Origin of the sequence: Pontibacter aydingkolensis, from assembly GCF_019443125.1 — a bacterium.
Lineage (GTDB): Bacteria > Bacteroidota > Bacteroidia > Cytophagales > Hymenobacteraceae > Pontibacter > Pontibacter aydingkolensis.
Map to the genome: position 1 here is coordinate 84791 of NZ_JAHYXK010000001.1, position 17754 is coordinate 102544.

The following is a 17754-nucleotide window of genomic DNA, read 5'->3' on the forward strand; positions in this document are numbered from 1 at the left end:
AGGTTTTAGTTATTTATGAGTTGTATTGCCTTTTCCCGGGCCTCTCTGTCTGTAGTAACATAGTCTTCGAAAGAAGGATTCGCAATATACGCAACTTTTGCCATACAGCTTTCAATGATATCCGACATCTGAAGGAAACCTACTTCGTCGCGCAGGAATGCACTTACGGCTATTTCGTTGGCTGCGTTCAGTATACAAGGCATATTTCCTCCCTGCTCCATAGCCTTAAAAGCGAGTGCCAGGTTCCGGAAAGTTTCCAGGTCAGGCTGCTCGAAGGTAAGCTGCGGGTAATCCATAAAGTTAAAGCGCGGGAAATCTGACTTTAGCCTGTTCGGGTAGCCTAGTGCGTATTGTATAGGCAGTTTCATATCTGGCAAACCCAGTTGTGCTTTTATAGAGCCATCCTCAAACTGTACCAGCGAATGTATGATAGACTGTGGATGCACCACTACTTCTATCTGCTCGTTCTTTAGTCCGAAAAGCCATTTTGCCTCTATTACCTCCAGCCCTTTGTTCATCAGCGAAGCCGAGTCGATAGTGATCTTTGCTCCCATGTCCCAGTTGGGGTGTTTGAGGGCCTGTGCTTTGGTTACCGTGGCAAGATCTGCTGCGGTGCGCCCTCTAAATGGCCCACCAGAAGCTGTAAGTATGATTTTCTCGATCGGGTTATGAAATTCGCCTGAAAGACATTGAAAAATGGCGCTGTGCTCGGAATCTACAGGATAAATGTTTACGCCATGCGCTTTAGCGAGATCTGTGATCAATTGCCCGGCTACTACCAGCGTCTCTTTGTTGGCTAAGGCAATGTGCTTACCTGCTTTAATAGCGCGAATAGTAGGCTGCAAACCAGCATAGCCCACCATTGCCGTAAGCACCATATCCACAGTACCCATCTCCACAACAGCGCAAAGTGCATTGGCGCCGGCGTATACTTTTATATCAGTGTGCTGCAGAGCATCCTGCACCTTGTCGTACAGGTTCTCGTTGGCTATAACGATGGTGTTGGGGTTAAATTCCAGAGCTTGCTGTATCAGCAGGTCTGCGTTGCTGTGGGCAGTAAGCACCTCCAGTTCAAAGCTATCAGGGTTTGCCTTAATAACGTCCAGGGCCTGTGTACCGATAGAACCGGTAGAGCCCAGTATGGCAATTCTTTTCATTTAATTACAAATTCCTAATTACGAATTACGAATTGGATTTACTCTCCAATTTCTTCTTGTTCGTAATAATGATGCTGTTTAATATTTTTATTAACTCTACGCAGTCTTTATGTATACTTTCGAATTGCTCTGACTTCAGATAACCAGTATCGTGTAGCAGCCTTAGCCAAAAACTGCTTTCTCGCGCTTCTTTTCTGGCAACACTTAATTTATGAATAAAATCAAGAGTAGACTGTCCGGCAATAGCTTCTTCGATATTAGCCCCAACTGAAGTACCGCTACGCAACACCTGCTTTGCCAGTACATCAATTCTGTTTTCAGTTTCCAGATATTGATACAACCTTACTACTCTAACAGTAAAGGCATAAGACTTAGTAACTATAGGATTTTCTTTCATTCGTAATTTGTAATTAGGAATTCGTAATTGATAGCAACCCATCCGCCAGTTTCCTGTCGTTACTCAGGCGTGGCACCTTATTCTGACCACCTAATTTACCCTCCGATTTCATATAATTGCGGAAAGATCCTCTGGCCAGCGATGTAAGTTTTAGCTTTTGCAGGATATTTCCAGTGATCAGATCGTTATAGTAACTGTTGAGCTGCTGCATCTGTCTGTCCAGCTCTTCGGCAAATGCTGTGGCATTGTGCGGAGGCTTCGCAAACTCAACCAGCCACTCGTGGTACGATGCGCCCTTGTCCTGGCTAACAAATGGCGCAACTGTAAACTCAGTTAATTCTACCTCCGGAAACCTTGCCATTGTTGCTTTCATGGCTTTCTCCACCTCTTCGCCGATAACATGCTCGCCAAAAGCAGATATATAGTGCTTAATTCGGCCACTTACCACAATTTTGTATGGCTTAACAGATGTAAACTTTACAGTGTCGCCGATAGAGTAAGCCCACAAACCGGCATTACTGCTGATAACCAAGGCATAATTCAAGCCAACTTCTACTTCGCCGATGGTCAGGCGGGTCGGGTTCTCGTTGAAGTACTCCGATACCGGGATAAACTCATAAAAAATGCCGGTATCCAGCAGTAGCAATAAACCTGGATCGTTTTGTTTATTCTGAAAGGCAAAAAAGCCCTCCGAAGCCGGAAAAAGTTCTATAGAATCTACTTGCTTACCTATCGACTCAAACAATTTTTTACGGTATGGTTCATAATTCACGCCACCGTATACAAACAGGTTAAAGTTTGGAAAAATGTCCTTTATCTGTTTGCCTGTTTGCCGCATCAGCTTATCAAAGTACATCTGCACCCATGGCGGAATACCCGAGATCAGGGTCATGTCCTGGTCAATGGTCTCTTCGATGATCTCGTCCAGTTTGGTTTCCCAGTCTTCGAGACAATTAGTATGGTAAGTAGGCAACTGGTTGGTGCGCAGGTAGCCGGGCACGTGGTGGTTGGCAATGCCAGACAATCTCCCGGTATTTATTCCTCCCACTTGCTCCAATTCAGGGCTGCCCGATAAAAAGATCATCTTGCCATTTAAAAAAGAGGCCTTTCCTGTATCCTGCACATAAGCCAACAGGGCATCGCGGGCTCCGTTAATATGGTTCGGTATAGAGTCTTTTGTAATAGGAATATACTTTGCGCCTGAAGTGGTACCGGAAGTTTTGGCAAGGTAAAGAGGCTTGCCCGGCCAGAGAATGTCCTTCTCTCCGTCTTTAACTTTGTTAAAATAATTGCTCAGGCCTTCGTAATCGCGCACCGGCACGGCTTTCACAAAATCAGCATGTGTTTTTATGTTGCTGAAATCATGGTCGCGTCCAAACAGGGTATTCTGAGCTTTGTGTATGATCTTCTGTAAAACTGCCTGCTGTGCTTCTACCGGATTGTCTATCCAGCGCTGGTGCTTTTTAAACACATAGGCAGCAAGCGGCTTACTCAACAATGCTTTAACACCCATACATTCCGTTTTTGTCTGATGGTAAATATAGCCAGATAAACCAGTATTGCCATATCGTCTACTAATTTCAATAACCTGAGCCTAAATTTTATACTTTAAATGAAACATCCTTACCCCATTTAAACTACTGTATGGGTATACCATTTAATTATAAAACGATGAGAGAACATCACGCAGAGGCTACCTGGGAAAAAGGCCTGAAAGACGGTACCGGTAACATCAAAACAGGTAACGGCACTATAGAGTCAGCTTATAGTTACGGCACACGCTTTGGCAACGAAACAAACGGTACTACTCCCGAAGAACTAATTGGGGCCGCACTGGCAGGTTGCTATTCTATGTTTTTAAGCGCTTTGCTGGGCAAAGAGAACTATACGCCAGACTACATCCATACCAGAGCCAAAGTAATTCTAGGAGAAAAAGAAGGAGCCCCACTGGTAGAAAGCATCTCCCTGACCGTGGAAGCTAAGGTTGCTAAGATAACTGACGAGGAACTTCAGAAGCTGGCCCAGGAGTCAAAAGAAAAATGTCCGATCTCTAAAGCACTTAAGGCAATTCCGGAGGTTAATTTGCAGGTTTCTTTAATTGAATAAATTGTTATCTTGCAACAAGAATGTTATCAGATAACATCTTATGTTTCACCAAACCACCAGAACATGGCAGTACCCGGTAGTAGTAACGCGCGATCGTCGCTGATTGTGCAGCTAAGCCCAACTAAAAGTGCAAAGCTCTCTTTTACAGTACAAATTATACTCACACTTTTCTGGCTGGCCTGGGCTGTTATGCTGCTCGTGACTGATGATAGCGGACAGAATTACCTGTACTATGTGTTCTTTGGCCTGGCGTTGATCTTTTTTACCTACGTGGTACTGCAAAACACCTCTATTTTCGGGGTGCAGTCTTACATAGAAGTTACCCCGCAGTACATCGTGCAAAAGTATGGCGTGTTCCGTACCAAGCATATTATTGCGATACCTGATATAAAATCGGTTCATGTGTCGCCGTATGCACTTCGGGTAACTCAGAAAGACGATTCCAAAGTATACTTAGACCTGAAGCAGGTACGCAAAAAACGTGACCTGGAAAAGATTAAGAACAAAGTGAAGGATATTGCCGCTGTAAACGGTTTTGCGCTTTCAGAGTCTACTGCGAACAGGCCGTAATAGGTTTTGTATAAAAAGAGAGCGGCCATACTTTGCAAAGTATGGCCGCTCTCTTTTTATACTTTATACTTTTTAACCAGCCTTGGATTTAAACTTCTTCTGAAGCTCCTGTATGCTGGCTTTGAATTTCTTGTCAGTGTCGATCAGGTCGGATACAGTTTGTACCGAGTGAATTACCGTACTGTGGTCGCGGCCGCCGAAGTGGTAACCGATAGATTTTAGTGAGTGGCTGGTAAACTCTTTGGCAAAGTACATGGCCACCTGGCGTGCAGTCACGATCTCTTTCTTACGCGTTTTGGCTTTAAGTGAGTCCAGGCTTACCTGGAAGTACTCGGCTACGGTTTTCTGGATGAAGTCGAGGTTTACCTCTGTCTCGACATCCTCAATAATATGCTTCAGGGCCTGCTTGGCAAGCTCCAGGTCAATTTCTTTACGGTTAAGCGACGATTGCGCGATCAAAGAGATCAAAACGCCTTCCAGTTCACGCACGTTGGTATCTACGCTGTAAGCAAGGTACTCTACCACGTTGTCCGGAATGTCTATACCATCGCCCTGCATCTTTTTCTGGATGATGGCCATACGCGTTTCAAAGTCGGGGCTTTGTAAGTCGGCTGTCAAACCCCACTTAAAACGGGACAATAAACGCTCTTCCAAGCCTTTCAGATCACGTGGAGGACAGTCTGATGTCATCACAATCTGTTTGCCGGACTGGTGCAGGTGATTGAAAATGTGGAAGAACATTTCCTGCGTCTTCTCCTTTCCGCTCAGAAACTGCACGTCGTCGATGATCAGGATATCTACCAGCAGGTAAAAGTTCGCAAAGTCCTGTACGTTGTTCGTTTTCAGGGACTCGATGAACTGATTCACGAACTTCTCTGACGAAACATAAAGCACAAACTTATCCGGGTTACTGCTTTTGATCTGGTTGCCAATGGCTTGCACCAAGTGCGTTTTACCAAGTCCTACGCCACCGTAAACCATTAGCGGGTTAAAAGAAGTTGTGCCCGGTTTGTTGGCTACGGCATAACCTGCAGAGCGCGCCAAACGGTTACAGTCACCTTCAATGTAGTTCTCAAAAGTATAAGCCGGGTTTAGCTGCGAGTTCAGGAAGTTACGGTCAATCGTCTTCGACTCGAACGGACTTTTAATGAAGTTCTGCTCCGGGCGGTAAGAGTTAACTACAGCCTGCGGTATTTTCTTGGTTGGGATGTTTACCGTCTGTGGTTTGTTAGCCTCGTTGCCGCGGTCCACAATAATAGAGTACTCCAAACGGCCCTCGCTGCCCAGTTCCTGGTAAATGACTTTTTTCAGAAGTTGCACATAGTGCTCCTCCAGCCACTCGTAAAAGAACTGGCTAGGCACTTGTATGGTAAGTACACTATCGCGCAAGGATATAGGCTTAATCGGCTCGAACCAAGTCTTAAAGCTCTGTTCGCCAATGTTTTCCTTTATCACCTGCAGGCAGTTACTCCATACAGTCGTACAATCTTTAATCATCCAATTTTCCAAAACTCACTAAGATTAGTTTGGTGAAACCAACCTCCTTATATCGGCAGGGGGGTTACAAATTTGCTTAAATATATGTAAACAAAAAATTATTTTTTCACGAAGTTGTTACAGGTATGTTTACCGGCAAAAGTGCGGTTCTCACATCTGTCTTTTTCTTAGAGCTTTTGTTAAACGAGAAATCGATGCGGCCCAGGAAAATACCCGACCAACCTACCTGGTTTACAAGCGTTTCGTGGCCGCTGCTATGTTGCACTACAGTAGGCTCATCCAGGAAAGTATGGGTATGCCCGCCGAGTATAAGATCGATGCCTGGTACCTGCTGGGCAAGCTTCACATCGTCTATCATTTCGCTTTCGTACTTGTAACCTAAATGTGAAAGGCAGACAATAAGGTTACACTTTTGTTTATCGCGCAGTTCCTGTACCATTTCCCTGGCCACGGCCACCGGATCGTTGTAAACTGTTTCGCCATAATTGTTTTTGCTAACTAAACCGTCCAATTCGATGCCTAGTCCAAACACGCCAATGCGCACGCCCTGTTTCTCGAAGATTTTGTAAGGCTCGAAACGGTTTTTCAATATGGTTTTAGAGAAATCGTAATTGGCAGATACAAATGGGAAAGCCGCATGCGGCAGCATTTTCTCTAACCCGAGCAAGCCGTTATCGAAGTCGTGGTTACCGAGGGTAGCAGCATCATACTTCATCTCGCTCATGAGTTTATACTCCAGTTCGCCGCCAAAAAAATTAAAGTATGGCGTCCCCTGCCAAATATCACCGCAGTCTAAAAGAAGTACGTTTTGCTCCTGCTTCCTTATCTGTTCGATAAGGGTTTTGCGTTTGGCCATACCACCCATGCCGCCATACTTTCGGCCGTCGTCCGGAATAGGATCGATGCGGGAGTGCTGGTCGTTGGTGTGAAGTATGGTAAGGGTTATACTTTGGGCAGCGGCTGCCGAAAAAGGCACACCAAGCAAGCTTACACCAGCCGCCCCTACTGCTGTAGTTTTAAGGAAATCTCTTCTTTTCATACTCTTTTATACTTTAAGGGAGGATGGTTACACGGTTCTGTACTTCTGCTGTTACGGGCTTGCCTGCAGCTGTTAGTTGCCTGATTTGCTGCAGGATAGCATCGCGCAGCAGAGAACCTACTTTTTCATACTTTGCAGGTTCCTTCAGCATATTTAAGCTATCACCGCCATTGGCCAGGTAATCGGAAGTAACTAAAGTATAACTCTGGTTTATATCCAGCGGCTTGCCGTTTATTTTAATATCTGTTGCTTTATCGCCGGTTACTGTGTAAGTGGAGTTATTTATTACCACAAACTTTTTTTCGGCGGCATAGTCAAACAATTGCTTTACTTTTTCGCCACTCAGCGTCAGCACCACCAGCTCGTTCTCGAAAGGCATCAGCTCAAACACATGTCCGGTGGTAATGTTGCCCTCCGGCAGCGGTACGCGCAAGCCACCATTTGTAGTAAGCGACATATCAATTGGTTTGTTATAAAGCGGCTTGCTTTGGGTAATCTGCAGGTCGGTTACAAAATTAGCCAGTGGCGATTCATAATCTCCTTTTTGCAGGGCTCTTGGTGCAGTACCCACCACCTCCGACATTTTAACGGTTACCTCTTGGCGATAAGGCGAAATTTTAGCCTCCATCTGCGGGTCAGCGGCTATGGAGTTATCAACGGGAACGTCGGTATTGGTTAATGCGGGCGAGGCTACAAAAGTGCGCTGGCAGGCTGCTAAACTGAGCACCAGCAACAGGCCACTTATGTATTTCAGGGTGTTTTGTTTCATGTTTGTGTGTAAAGTATGGCTCTAATTTACCAGCCTACTCAACAGTAAGCAAACAGAGTAAGTTCTTACACAGAAATTCTACATCAGATTTGATTAGAAATACAGGATAATATTAACAATATCTATATCTGATTTTCAGTTAATATAGTATATTGTGCATAAACCTATAGACCTATGAAAACCAGACTTTTACTCCTCCTATCGGTTGCAATACTGCTAACTTCAAACACAGTTTCTGCCACACACATAAATGGCGGTTACATCAGCTATAAAGTAGATCCGCAAAATCCGCTGAAGTATAGTTTTAAATTTACTTTGTTTGAGAATGACAAGTCTAACGCAGATGAATCTACTGTTGAGATAGGTATGGGTAACCTAACAACAGTTAGAGTGCCTAAAACAATATCAATACCCTATCTTAACAACACTAGTATTGAAATTTTCGAGTGGGAGTATACGTATGCCGCCCCCGGTAACTATGTAGTTTCCTGGAAAGGTATAAACAGAAATCCGGGTATCTTAAACGTAACCCCGCCTTCAGACCAACTTACATTTTTTGTATACACGCAGGTACAACCACGGCTTACTCCCCAAAACAGGCATAGTATTAAGACTATTATACCCGCGCCTTTAGAGGCTTTTACAGGAGAGCCTTTTAAGATGAATATGATTGCCTATGATGCAGACGGTGATAAGCTTACATATGAACTAGTTCCGCCACAGCACATCGATCAGAATAGTATACCTCAAAACCTGCCGGGTTACCAGTTTCCGGTTGGCCTGCACATTAATAAATTCGGTGAATTGCATTGGCAAAATCCTACTGTAAAAGGTGAGAATGTTATTGCTGTTAAGGTTACAGAATACAAAGATAATCAGGCTGTTGGGTATACAATTGTAGATATGCAATTACGTGTAAAGGATAGAGTACATGAACCTATCGTAAAACTTTTGAACAAAGACAGACTCACTATTAACTACGATGGTTCTGTGTATGCAAAGCCGGAACAGCAACTAAAGCTTGAGTTTTTTGTAGATAAAGCCCCGAATAGCACCAATCCTCTTTACGCAAAGCAATTCAGCGACCTGGACACGCTTGACCTGGCTACCCCTGAATTTGCAGCCCGCGACTCTGCCAATGGCCTGGCTGTAACTTTAAGATTAACCCCAGCTATAAGTATAGCACGTAACCAACCTTACATCATTGGCTTAAGAGGAGCTTCCGAAATTGAAACAAACCCTAGTTCACGAAATCAATTTGCATATGGCTGGGACTTTGTGAATGTATACATCGGAGCACAGCAGCCTACTTCGTCAGGAGATTTGGCCGATAATGTAAGGGTGCAGCTCTATCCAAATCCGGCTTCAGGTAAGTTTATTGTGGAAGGCGATGACTTGAACAACGCACAGTTAAAGGTTTTCAACAGTAACGGGAAGCATGTGTTTACATCTAACTTAGCAGCTGGCAGGAATCTATTAAAACGTCCTGCACAGGTAGCAGCTGGTGTATATGTTTTCCATATTGTAAAGAGAGGCAAAATTATAAAAACCGGAAGGTTGGTGCTGGAATAACTGGCCTGTAGCAGAATAAACAAAAAAGCGGAACCTCAACAGTTCCGCTTTTTTGTTGTACTTATTTCTTGCCTTTGCTGTTCATGTAATTCAGCGTCAGGTTAGTCAGGGTTTTAACGCCTAGCTTCATGCCGCTTTCATCAATGTAAAAATCCGGGGTGTGGTGGGCCGGCGCTGTAGCTGGGTCCTGGCCTTTTTTCATGCCGCCCACAAATAAGTATAAACCAGGAATCTTCTGCTGAAAGTATGAAAAGTCCTCCGCCCCGGTCATGGCATTCATCAGCACCACTTTGTCTTTGCCGGCTGTTGCCTGCAGCGTAGGGAGCATCTTTTCTGTAAGAGCAGGGTCGTTGTAGGTTAAAGCTGCCGCTTCGTTTATCTCTACCTCAGCGGTTGCTCCGGCACTCTCAGCAATCTTGGTAGCCGTAAGCTTGATCTTATCATGGATCTTCTTCTGCATCTCTTTGTCCAACGTGCGGATGGTGCCTTCTAGGAGCACCTCTTCTGGTATAATGTTGTTGCGCACCCCGCCATGGATCATACCTACTGTTATAACAGCAGCATTTTCGGTAAGCTCTGTCTGGCGGCTGATGATGGTTTGGAGACCGTTTATGATCTGGGCAGACACTACAATCGGATCAATGCCATTCCATGGGCTGGCGCCGTGCACCTGCTTACCTTTAACCTTGATCTTAAATACATCGGCAGCTGCCATGATACCGCCTGGTCTATACTTTAAAGTGCCTACTTCAGTTTGTGAGTTTATGTGCAAACCAAAAATCACCTCCGGTTTAGGTCCTTTTTCCAGCACACCTTCTTTTACCATCAGGGCAGCGCCTCCCTCCTCTCCGGCTGGCGGTCCTTCCTCAGCTGGCTGGAACACAAACTTTACTGTACCTTTCAGGTCAGCTTTCATACTTGTGAGCACCTCGGCAGCACCCAAAAGCATGGCAATGTGCGTGTCGTGGCCGCAGGCATGCATGACTCCTACTTCCTGCCCGTTGTAAACACCTTTGGCTTTGGAGGCAAAAGGCACATCGGCACGCTCTGTAACGGGTAGTCCATCTATATCTGCCCGCAATGCCACAACAGGTCCGGGTTTGCCGCCTTTTAAAATGGCTACCACACCAGTTTTTGCTACACCTGTTTCTACCTCGAGGCCCAGCTTTTTAAGGTGAGCAGCTATTTTCTCTGCTGTTTTTACCTCGCGGTTGCCCAGTTCCGGATGCTCGTGATAATCGCGGCGCCATTCTATTACCTGAGGTTCTATTTTATCGGCCAGGGTATTTGCTTTGGCTAGCAGTTTAGCGTCCTGCGCTATGGCAGGTATTGTTAGCAAGCTTAGGCCTAGCGCGGCTAGTATAACTCGTTTTGTGTTCATTAGTCTAGTTTGTATTAAGGGAAATATGAAGATAAGGAGTTAGATGTAATGTTGGAAGTATGAGTGGATTTTATTTGGGTAGCAATAACCAATTCTTTTCAATTTTCTTGATCAATTAAGCTTAATTGTTGGTAGCAGGCTTTTCGCCTCGCCGGCTGGGCCCTACTTTTTGTCCCCGAATCAAGTTCGGGATATTCTACTTGACACAAAAAGTAGGCAAAAAAGTCAAGTGGCACATCCCGAACTTGATTCGGGGCCCCTACCCCCAACAGTGGACCGTCGTTTGGTGCACCTGACCAAAGCCACTGTTTTATAGCAACTGTTAAACATCCCCCTCCGCCCCCTTCAAAGGGGGACTTTCTGCCGTTGCTTTAGCAGAGGCTCAAGTTTTATCGCTGATGCCATTGCTCGGACAGGTCGCGACCTGTCCCTACAAATCAGAATTTATACTTTGTTCATAGTTGCAACAGTCGTTAGCTAAGAAGTGTCTATCCCAGTTTCTCTGTTGAGCTGCCTTGTGAGATCCGGTGCCACGTTAGTGGCAGCGCCCCCGGCGCAGGAGGGAACACAGCAGCAATGCAGAGAAACGAGGCCACCCGGCCTTAAGGGCACCAAAGCCTAAAATGAAACGATAGGCAAGTAAGACTGAGGAAGAAAGCAACTCGATAGACTAGCGGAAGAATAAATCAGAACATCAGCTAAGTACCATTGTACAAATCTCCAAAACCACAAATCTACCGTACAACCTATCATGCTTCGGAAATGGAAAGAGATCGTACGTAAATTGAAAGAGGACATCTATACTTTATACCTTGCCTCCAGAGACCCACGAATACCCTTCGCCGCTAAAGTAGTATTAATTGTTACGGTTGCCTACGCTTTCAGCCCCATAGATCTTATCCCGGATTTCATACCCATCATCGGCTACCTCGACGACCTGCTGATACTCCCGCTGGGTATCTGGTTTTCTATAAAATTAATACCACCACGCGTGCTGGAGCAGTACCGGCAAAAGGCAAAGGAGCAGATGCTGGAGCGCAAACCCAGTTATGTAATGGCAGCGGTTATCGTTATCATTTGGTTGCTGATCGGGTACTGGGTTTACCAGGCGTATATGGACCAGATAGACTAAAGTATAGCACTTAGCAGATATAGAGCCAATGCAGCAGTAAAACCTTACGTAGAAAAGAGTATCTTTACATCAAATTACAACACCACCACGATGACGGAAGAGCAGAAGCTATTTTCAGAATTCAACTCGGCCACAGCCGCTGATTGGGAGCACAAAGCACAGAAAGACCTGCGCGAAACATCCCTGGAAAACCTTACCTGGCAGACCTACGAAAACATCGACGTTAAGCCCTATTACAGCAAGGAAGATATAGCTGGCCTGCCCTTTGTGCAGCATCAGCCGGGGCAATTCCCTTACCTGCGCGGCCGTAAAACCAATGATAACAGTTGGGAAAACATACAAGAGATCAGCGTTTCCGGAGACGGTAGAAAAGCCATAGATAAGGCTACAGATGCACTTACCCGCGGAGCCGATGGCATTTACTATGTGGTGCAGCAGCAGGAGCTGTTCGACCTGGAGTACCTGGTTCGCAGAATAGACTTAAGTAAGTATACGGTGAGCTATGCCGTTACAGAGCAGCCTGACTGTTTTCTGCAGCGACTATATACTGAACTGCAAAAATGCGGCATATCACACCATAACCTGAAAGGCTTTATCAACTTCGACCCGGTTTCTGTTAAAAGCAAGATAAATCACGAAGAAGGCAGGGGCATCATTAAAACACTTGACCTGACAAAAGACAGCCCCGAATTTTATGGTATCACTGTAAACGGAACCAGCTTTAGCAGTATTGGCGCATCTGTTACACAAGAGATAGCCTATACTTTGAGTGCAGCCGTAACTTACATCGATAAGCTGACCACTGCCGGTGAGCCGCTTGAATCGGTGCTGCGCAACGTGCAGTTTGTAATGGCGTTGGGTACGAACTACTTTTTCGAGATAGCCAAACTGCGTGCACTGCGCTTGCTTTGGGCGGCAGTAATAGAGGCTTACCAGGCAAAACCGGAACTGGCTGCTAATCTTCGTATACACAGTGTTACATCTAGCTGGTACCAAACCACCCTCGACCCGCATGTAAATATGCTGCGCACCACCACCGAGGCCATGGCTGCTGTAATTTCCGGCTGCGATTCACTTACAATCACTCCTTTTGACAATACTTTCCGCCATTCCGATGAGTTTTCGGAGCGAATTGCACGCAACGTGTCTGTTATCCTGAAAGAAGAAGCTTACCTTGATAAAGCCATTGATCCTGCTGCAGGCTCTTATTACCTGGAGGCCTTAACTAACGAACTGGCCACCAAGGCCTGGAAACTGTTTAAAACCGTAGAGGAGCGCGGCGGATTTGAAGCTGCTTACGAGGATGGGTTTATACTTGGCACAATCACAGAAATAAGCCGTAAGAAGTTCCGGAATATTGCCACAGGCCGCGAGGTACTGGTAGGCACCAACAAATACCCGAACCCAAAAGAGGTTATCGATTACGACCCGGAAGAACTTATACAGAGCGAATTGTTTGATACCACTCGTGCCTCTTATCCAACAGAGGTAATGCGCATGGCCACAGAACTGCATTTGCGTAAACTGCAGCGAAGGCCTAGGGCCATTGTTGCTGTTATCGGAGAGACTGTACAGCGCCACATCAACGCCACGTTTGCCCAGGAGTTCTTTTCCTGCGCCGGCTTTGAAACTGATGTGCAGCAGTTTAGTTCTGTAGAAGAAGCTTCTGACAAGCTGGAAAGCACTTCCGCTGAGGTTGTGATCGTATCGTCGTCGGAGGCAGCTTATGTGCGTGAGTTTGGCCCACGTATACGAAACCACCATGCCAAACCAACCATTATACTTGCCGACGACCCACAGCACATGAAAGCTGAAATGATTGCCAATGGCTATCAGGAATTTATCTTTGAAGACTGCGACATGTCTACCATCCTGGATCTGATCCAGAGAAGGCTGCACGAGGGAGGAAACCAATGATTGAATTTTGATTGAGTGAATGAGTGAATCTTAAATAATCATTCGCTCATTCACTCAACCACTCATTCTAAAACTAACAAATGAGATCTCTATACTTTATACTCTTAACCATGGCCACAACAACTATACTTTCAGCTTTTACCATGCCTAAAGGCGATGCTGTGCAAGAGGTAAAAAAAGCACTGGAAGGACAGATAGAGGCCTGGAACCGAGGCGACCTCGAAACTGCCATGACCTTTTACTGGAACTCGCCGGAAATGCTATGGATAAGTAAAAGCGGTACCGAAAAAGGCTTCCAGGAAGTATACGATATGTTTCTGCAGGACTTTACGGATCGCAGTAAAATGGGAGTTTATACTTATGAGCCACTGCATATAGAGCAGGTATCCAGAGAAGTCGTATACTTTGTTTTCCGCTGGAAGATAGAACTGGATGGCAAACGCCTGATGGGAGGAGTATCGTCGCAGGTATGGAAAAAGCTAAACGGCCGCTGGGTAGTTACCTCGGAGCATGCCAGTTGATAAAGTGACTGAATTTTGAATGAGTGATGGAGTGAATGATTTTAGCACTTGAACACTCATTCTAAAGTATAAAAAGTATAACTGAATTTTGATGAGGAATGAATTGAAAAGCATTATTCACTCATTCACTCCATCACTCATTCAAAATTAACTTATGAAGCCTGACTTTTCGAAAATAGATATAAACAAAGTAGCTGCAGTTGAGCATGCCACACAGGCACCAGCCAATGCCAGTGTATGGAAAACGCCGGAGCAAATAAAAGTAAAGACCTTTTATACTTCGGAGGATGCTGCCCACTTTGAGCACATGGATTTTGCTGCCGGTTTGCCGCCTTATTTACGTGGCCCCTATAGCACCATGTATGTGCAAAAGCCCTGGACCATCCGCCAGTACGCCGGCTTCTCTACTGCCGAGGAAAGTAACGCCTTTTACCGCCGTAACCTGGCTGGAGGTCAGAAAGGCCTTTCCGTGGCGTTCGACCTGGCCACGCATCGCGGCTACGACTCTGACCACCCTCGTGTAGTTGGCGACGTTGGTAAAGCCGGTGTGGCTATCGACTCAGTGGAGGACATGAAAATTCTCTTCAACAAGATTCCGCTGAACGAGATGTCGGTCTCCATGACGATGAACGGTGCTGTGCTGCCGATCATGGCCTTTTACATTGTGGCCGCCGAAGAGCAGGGCGTGAAGCCGGAGCATCTAAGCGGCACCATCCAAAACGACATCCTGAAGGAGTTTATGGTGCGCAACACCTACATCTACCCGCCAGAGCCAAGTATGAAGATCATTGCCGACATCTTTGCCTATACTTCTAAAAAGATGCCGCGCTTTAATTCTATCTCTATTTCGGGTTACCACATGCAGGAAGCCGGCGCTACAGCCGATATTGAGCTGGCTTATACTTTAGCTGATGGCCTGGAGTATGTACGAACCGGCTTGCAGGCAGGTATGGATATTGACGATTTTGCGCCGCGTTTGTCGTTTTTCTGGGCCATTGGCATGAACCACTTTATGGAGATCGCCAAAATGCGTGCCGCGCGTATGCTGTGGGCTAAGCTCATTAAGCAATTCAACCCGAAAAATCCGAAATCACTGGCTTTGAGAACACACTGCCAGACATCCGGCTGGAGTTTAACCGAGCAGGATCCATTTAATAACGTAACACGAACTTGCGTGGAGGCCCTGGCTGCTGCACTTGGCGGTACGCAAAGTTTGCACACAAATGCCCTCGACGAAGCCATTGCCCTGCCAACTGATTTCTCGGCACGCATTGCACGTAACACGCAGCTTTACCTGCAGCAGGAAACCAACATTACCAAAGTGGTAGACCCATGGGGTGGCTCATATTACGTAGAGGCGCTGACACATGAGATCGCACACAAAGCCTGGGCATTGATAGAGGAAGTGGAAGAGCTTGGCGGTATGGCCAAGGCCATTGAAACTGGTTTGCCGAAAATGCGCATCGAGGAAGCTGCTGCCCGCAAACAGGCCCGCATCGACTCCGGTAAAGATATTATTGTAGGCGTAAACAAGTATAAACCGAGCCAGATTCAGGAAATCGACATTCTGGACATTGACAATACTGTAGTGCGTGAATCGCAGTTGCGCCGACTGGCAAGTATAAAAGAAACGCGCGATGCTGATGCTGTTGCAAAAGCGTTACAGGCTTTAACAAACGCTGCCGAGTTTGGTGAGGGTAACCTGCTGGATTTAGCCGTTGAGGCTGCCCGCCATCGTGCTACTTTAGGTGAGATATCCGATGCACTGGAAAAAATTTACGGAAGACATAAAGCTGTGATCAGATCTATATCAGGCATTTACTCGGCAGAACTCTCCGACGATGAGAACTTTGAGCGTGCCAAAGCTATGGCCGACGAGTTTGAGTCACTAGAGGGTCGCAGGCCAAGAATTATGGTTGCCAAAATGGGCCAGGACGGCCACGATCGTGGTTCCAAAGTAATCGCCACCTCTTTCGCCGATCTTGGCTTTGATGTAGACATAGGGCCGCTGTTCCAAACGCCAGCTGAAGTAGCCATGCAAGCCGCCGAAAACGACGTGCACGTAGTAGGTGTAAGCAGTTTAGCAGCAGGTCACAAAACACTGGTACCGCAACTCATCGAAGAGCTTCGCAAATTAGATCGTGATGATATCATGGTGATTGTAGGTGGTGTTATTCCAGCCCAGGATTACGATTTCCTGTTTAAAGCTGGTGCAGAAGGTGTGTTTGGCCCTGGTACCATTATCTCGGTGGCAGCGCAGAATATTCTGGAGAAGCTGATTAAGCGGGTGGAGGCATAAGTCTTTACAATTTAAAATACTCCAAGAGCCGCATCTGAGTAAATTCAGCTGCGGCTCTTGCATTTATTCTGGCGCCGGAATCCATCCGGTGACTTACGGTGTACGCGAGTCTCCAGACTCGCTTTTATACTTTTTAGTTGCACAAGTGAGTCTGGAGACTCACACCCACCCTCGGCACCGGTTAGATACCGGCGCCAGAGTAACTATTATACATTATTCAATCAACACTACTTCTAGCCTCCCCTTTTGTCCTGCATAGTCACGGGCGCTACTATAGTACCAATGCTCAGGCTCCTCTACAAATCCGGCTTATACGGGATTCTGATGTAAGTATTCCAACCGTTGGTCAATCATCTGATTTGTGCTAAGTTCTACAAAATGGCCTCCCAATTGCCAGAATTGGAAATCACCATGTCGGGTGCTTTTTTCTGCAGCACTTCTAAACATCCATAACAACCAGTTCTTCCTACTTTCTTTAGAGTTGCTCTGAATAGATTCGATTATGAACCGAGAAGTATACTTTTTCAAATCTCGTATCACATCGGTTAGCTTAGGTGCCAAGCATATCATATGTACATGGTTCGTCATGATGCACCAGGCATAAAGTGATAGCTCTTTCTTCTGCTGACAGTAATTTATACTTTCACAAATTAATTCGCAGTAGTCGCGTCTTGTAAATACATCCGCCCACTCGACCACAGTAAGTGTAATAAAATAAATACCTTCAGGATCAGAAAACTTGTTCTTAGTGCTCATCATCCTATAGACGAAAAACCACTTCTTCAGTTTTAGTAGTTAAGGTATCCCCCAAACCCAAAATCTCCTTACCTTCACACAAAACAACACTACAATCATGGCCTCAGCTTTCGCACACGCACTAGCAGCAGTTGCTATAGGCAAAACCCTCCCCAGCAGGTACACTTCAACTAAATTTTGGTTATTGGGTATGCTATGCACCATCATTCCAGATGCTGATGTGATGATGTTTAAGTTTGGTGTGCCATATGAGCATGTTTTGGGCCATAGAGGATTCTCGCATTCACTTGTATTTGCACTGTTCCTTGGAGTACTGGTTACTGCTATCTTCTACAGTAGTACAAAACTTACCAGTAAAGCAGGTGCAGCATTTATACTTTTCTTTACACTTTGCACTGCTTCTCATATCCTGCTAGATGCTCTGACCAATGGCGGCTTAGGCGTTGCTGTTTTTGCACCGTTTGATAGTACCCGCTATTTCTTACCTTGGCGGCCCATACAGGTTTCTCCGATCGGGATAAGCAACTTTTTTACTGAATGGGGATGGCGGGTAATCAAAAGCGAAGTGGTTTGGGTGGGGTTGCCTGCTCTAGCTTATATTATTACTGCCTCAGTTTTCAAACATCGTAAAAACAAATAAG

16 protein-coding genes are annotated in these 17754 nt (G+C 45.8%); 8 read left to right on the top strand and 8 right to left on the bottom strand.

Annotation, left to right across the window (positions count from 1 at the left end; genetic code table 11):
• Window positions 1–5 precede the first annotated feature (5 nt).
• From K0O23_RS00370 to K0O23_RS00380, 3 genes are read right to left on the bottom strand one after another with little or no spacing between them, the layout of a single operon-like run.
• A complete protein-coding gene (locus tag K0O23_RS00370) occupies window positions 6–1157 on the bottom strand; it encodes a 1-deoxy-D-xylulose-5-phosphate reductoisomerase (protein WP_219875388.1) in 1152 nt (383 codons plus the stop codon).
• A gap of 25 nt (window positions 1158–1182) precedes the next feature.
• Window positions 1183–1554: a four helix bundle protein gene (locus tag K0O23_RS00375; protein WP_219875389.1), complete on the bottom strand. Its 372-nt coding sequence runs from the start codon at window positions 1552–1554 to the stop codon at window positions 1183–1185.
• 13 nt (window positions 1555–1567) lie between these two features.
• Window positions 1568–3067 carry a GH3 auxin-responsive promoter family protein gene (locus tag K0O23_RS00380; RefSeq protein WP_219875390.1) on the bottom strand — a complete coding sequence of 500 codons (1500 nt, stop codon included), beginning with the start codon at window positions 3065–3067 and terminating at the stop codon, window positions 1568–1570.
• Between the two features lie 158 nt (window positions 3068–3225).
• On the opposite strand from K0O23_RS00380, the gene K0O23_RS00385 reads away from it, so the two are divergent.
• Window positions 3226–3660, top strand: a complete 435-nt coding sequence (locus K0O23_RS00385; RefSeq protein WP_219875392.1) for an OsmC family peroxiredoxin — start codon at window positions 3226–3228, stop codon at window positions 3658–3660.
• Between the two features lie 63 nt (window positions 3661–3723).
• On the top strand, window positions 3724–4230 hold the full coding sequence (locus tag K0O23_RS00390; protein WP_219875393.1) for a hypothetical protein: 507 nt from the start codon (window positions 3724–3726) through the stop codon (window positions 4228–4230).
• 72 nt (window positions 4231–4302) lie between these two features.
• On the opposite strand, the gene dnaA is transcribed toward K0O23_RS00390, so the two are convergent.
• The 3 genes from dnaA to K0O23_RS00405 all read right to left on the bottom strand — a co-directional run bounded on the left by dnaA (window position 4303) and on the right by K0O23_RS00405 (window position 7535).
• Window positions 4303–5727 (bottom strand): chromosomal replication initiator protein DnaA, encoded by a 1425-nt coding sequence (dnaA, locus tag K0O23_RS00395; RefSeq protein WP_219875394.1) that lies wholly within the window; start codon window positions 5725–5727, stop codon window positions 4303–4305.
• Between the two features lie 106 nt (window positions 5728–5833).
• Window positions 5834–6766, bottom strand: a complete 933-nt coding sequence (locus K0O23_RS00400; RefSeq protein ID WP_219875396.1) for a bifunctional metallophosphatase/5'-nucleotidase — start codon at window positions 6764–6766, stop codon at window positions 5834–5836.
• A gap of 13 nt (window positions 6767–6779) precedes the next feature.
• Complete coding sequence (locus tag K0O23_RS00405; RefSeq protein ID WP_219875398.1) at window positions 6780–7535, bottom strand: 5'-nucleotidase C-terminal domain-containing protein; 756 nt, start codon at window positions 7533–7535, stop codon at window positions 6780–6782.
• Between the two features lie 174 nt (window positions 7536–7709).
• Here K0O23_RS00405 and K0O23_RS00410 point away from each other — a divergent pair, with 174 nt between their 5' ends.
• A complete protein-coding gene (locus K0O23_RS00410; RefSeq protein ID WP_219875400.1) occupies window positions 7710–9107 on the top strand; it encodes a T9SS type A sorting domain-containing protein in 1398 nt (465 codons plus the stop codon).
• A gap of 61 nt (window positions 9108–9168) precedes the next feature.
• Here the strand turns inward: K0O23_RS00410 and K0O23_RS00415 are convergent, their stop codons facing one another.
• Window positions 9169–10488, bottom strand: a complete 1320-nt coding sequence (locus K0O23_RS00415; protein ID WP_219875401.1) for an amidohydrolase — start codon at window positions 10486–10488, stop codon at window positions 9169–9171.
• 751 nt (window positions 10489–11239) lie between these two features.
• On the opposite strand from K0O23_RS00415, the gene K0O23_RS00420 reads away from it, so the two are divergent.
• The 4 genes from K0O23_RS00420 to scpA all read left to right on the top strand — a co-directional run bounded on the left by K0O23_RS00420 (window position 11240) and on the right by scpA (window position 16357).
• Window positions 11240–11620 (top strand): YkvA family protein, encoded by a 381-nt coding sequence (locus tag K0O23_RS00420; protein ID WP_219875402.1) that lies wholly within the window; start codon window positions 11240–11242, stop codon window positions 11618–11620.
• 90 nt (window positions 11621–11710) lie between these two features.
• On the top strand, window positions 11711–13537 hold the full coding sequence (locus tag K0O23_RS00425) for a methylmalonyl-CoA mutase family protein (RefSeq protein ID WP_219875404.1): 1827 nt from the start codon (window positions 11711–11713) through the stop codon (window positions 13535–13537).
• 80 nt (window positions 13538–13617) lie between these two features.
• A complete protein-coding gene (locus tag K0O23_RS00430) occupies window positions 13618–14058 on the top strand; it encodes a YybH family protein (protein ID WP_219875406.1) in 441 nt (146 codons plus the stop codon).
• Window positions 14059–14212: 154 nt separating this feature from the next.
• Window positions 14213–16357: a methylmalonyl-CoA mutase gene (gene scpA, locus K0O23_RS00435; RefSeq protein WP_219875407.1), complete on the top strand. Its 2145-nt coding sequence runs from the start codon at window positions 14213–14215 to the stop codon at window positions 16355–16357.
• Between the two features lie 309 nt (window positions 16358–16666).
• Here the strand turns inward: scpA and K0O23_RS00440 are convergent, their stop codons facing one another.
• A complete protein-coding gene (locus tag K0O23_RS00440; RefSeq protein WP_246596846.1) occupies window positions 16667–17116 on the bottom strand; it encodes an REP-associated tyrosine transposase in 450 nt (149 codons plus the stop codon).
• 94 nt (window positions 17117–17210) lie between these two features.
• Between K0O23_RS00440 and K0O23_RS00445 the strand changes: the two genes are divergently transcribed.
• On the top strand, window positions 17211–17753 hold the full coding sequence (locus tag K0O23_RS00445) for a metal-dependent hydrolase (RefSeq protein WP_219875409.1): 543 nt from the start codon (window positions 17211–17213) through the stop codon (window positions 17751–17753).
• The last annotated feature ends 1 nt before the right edge of the window (window position 17754 follow it).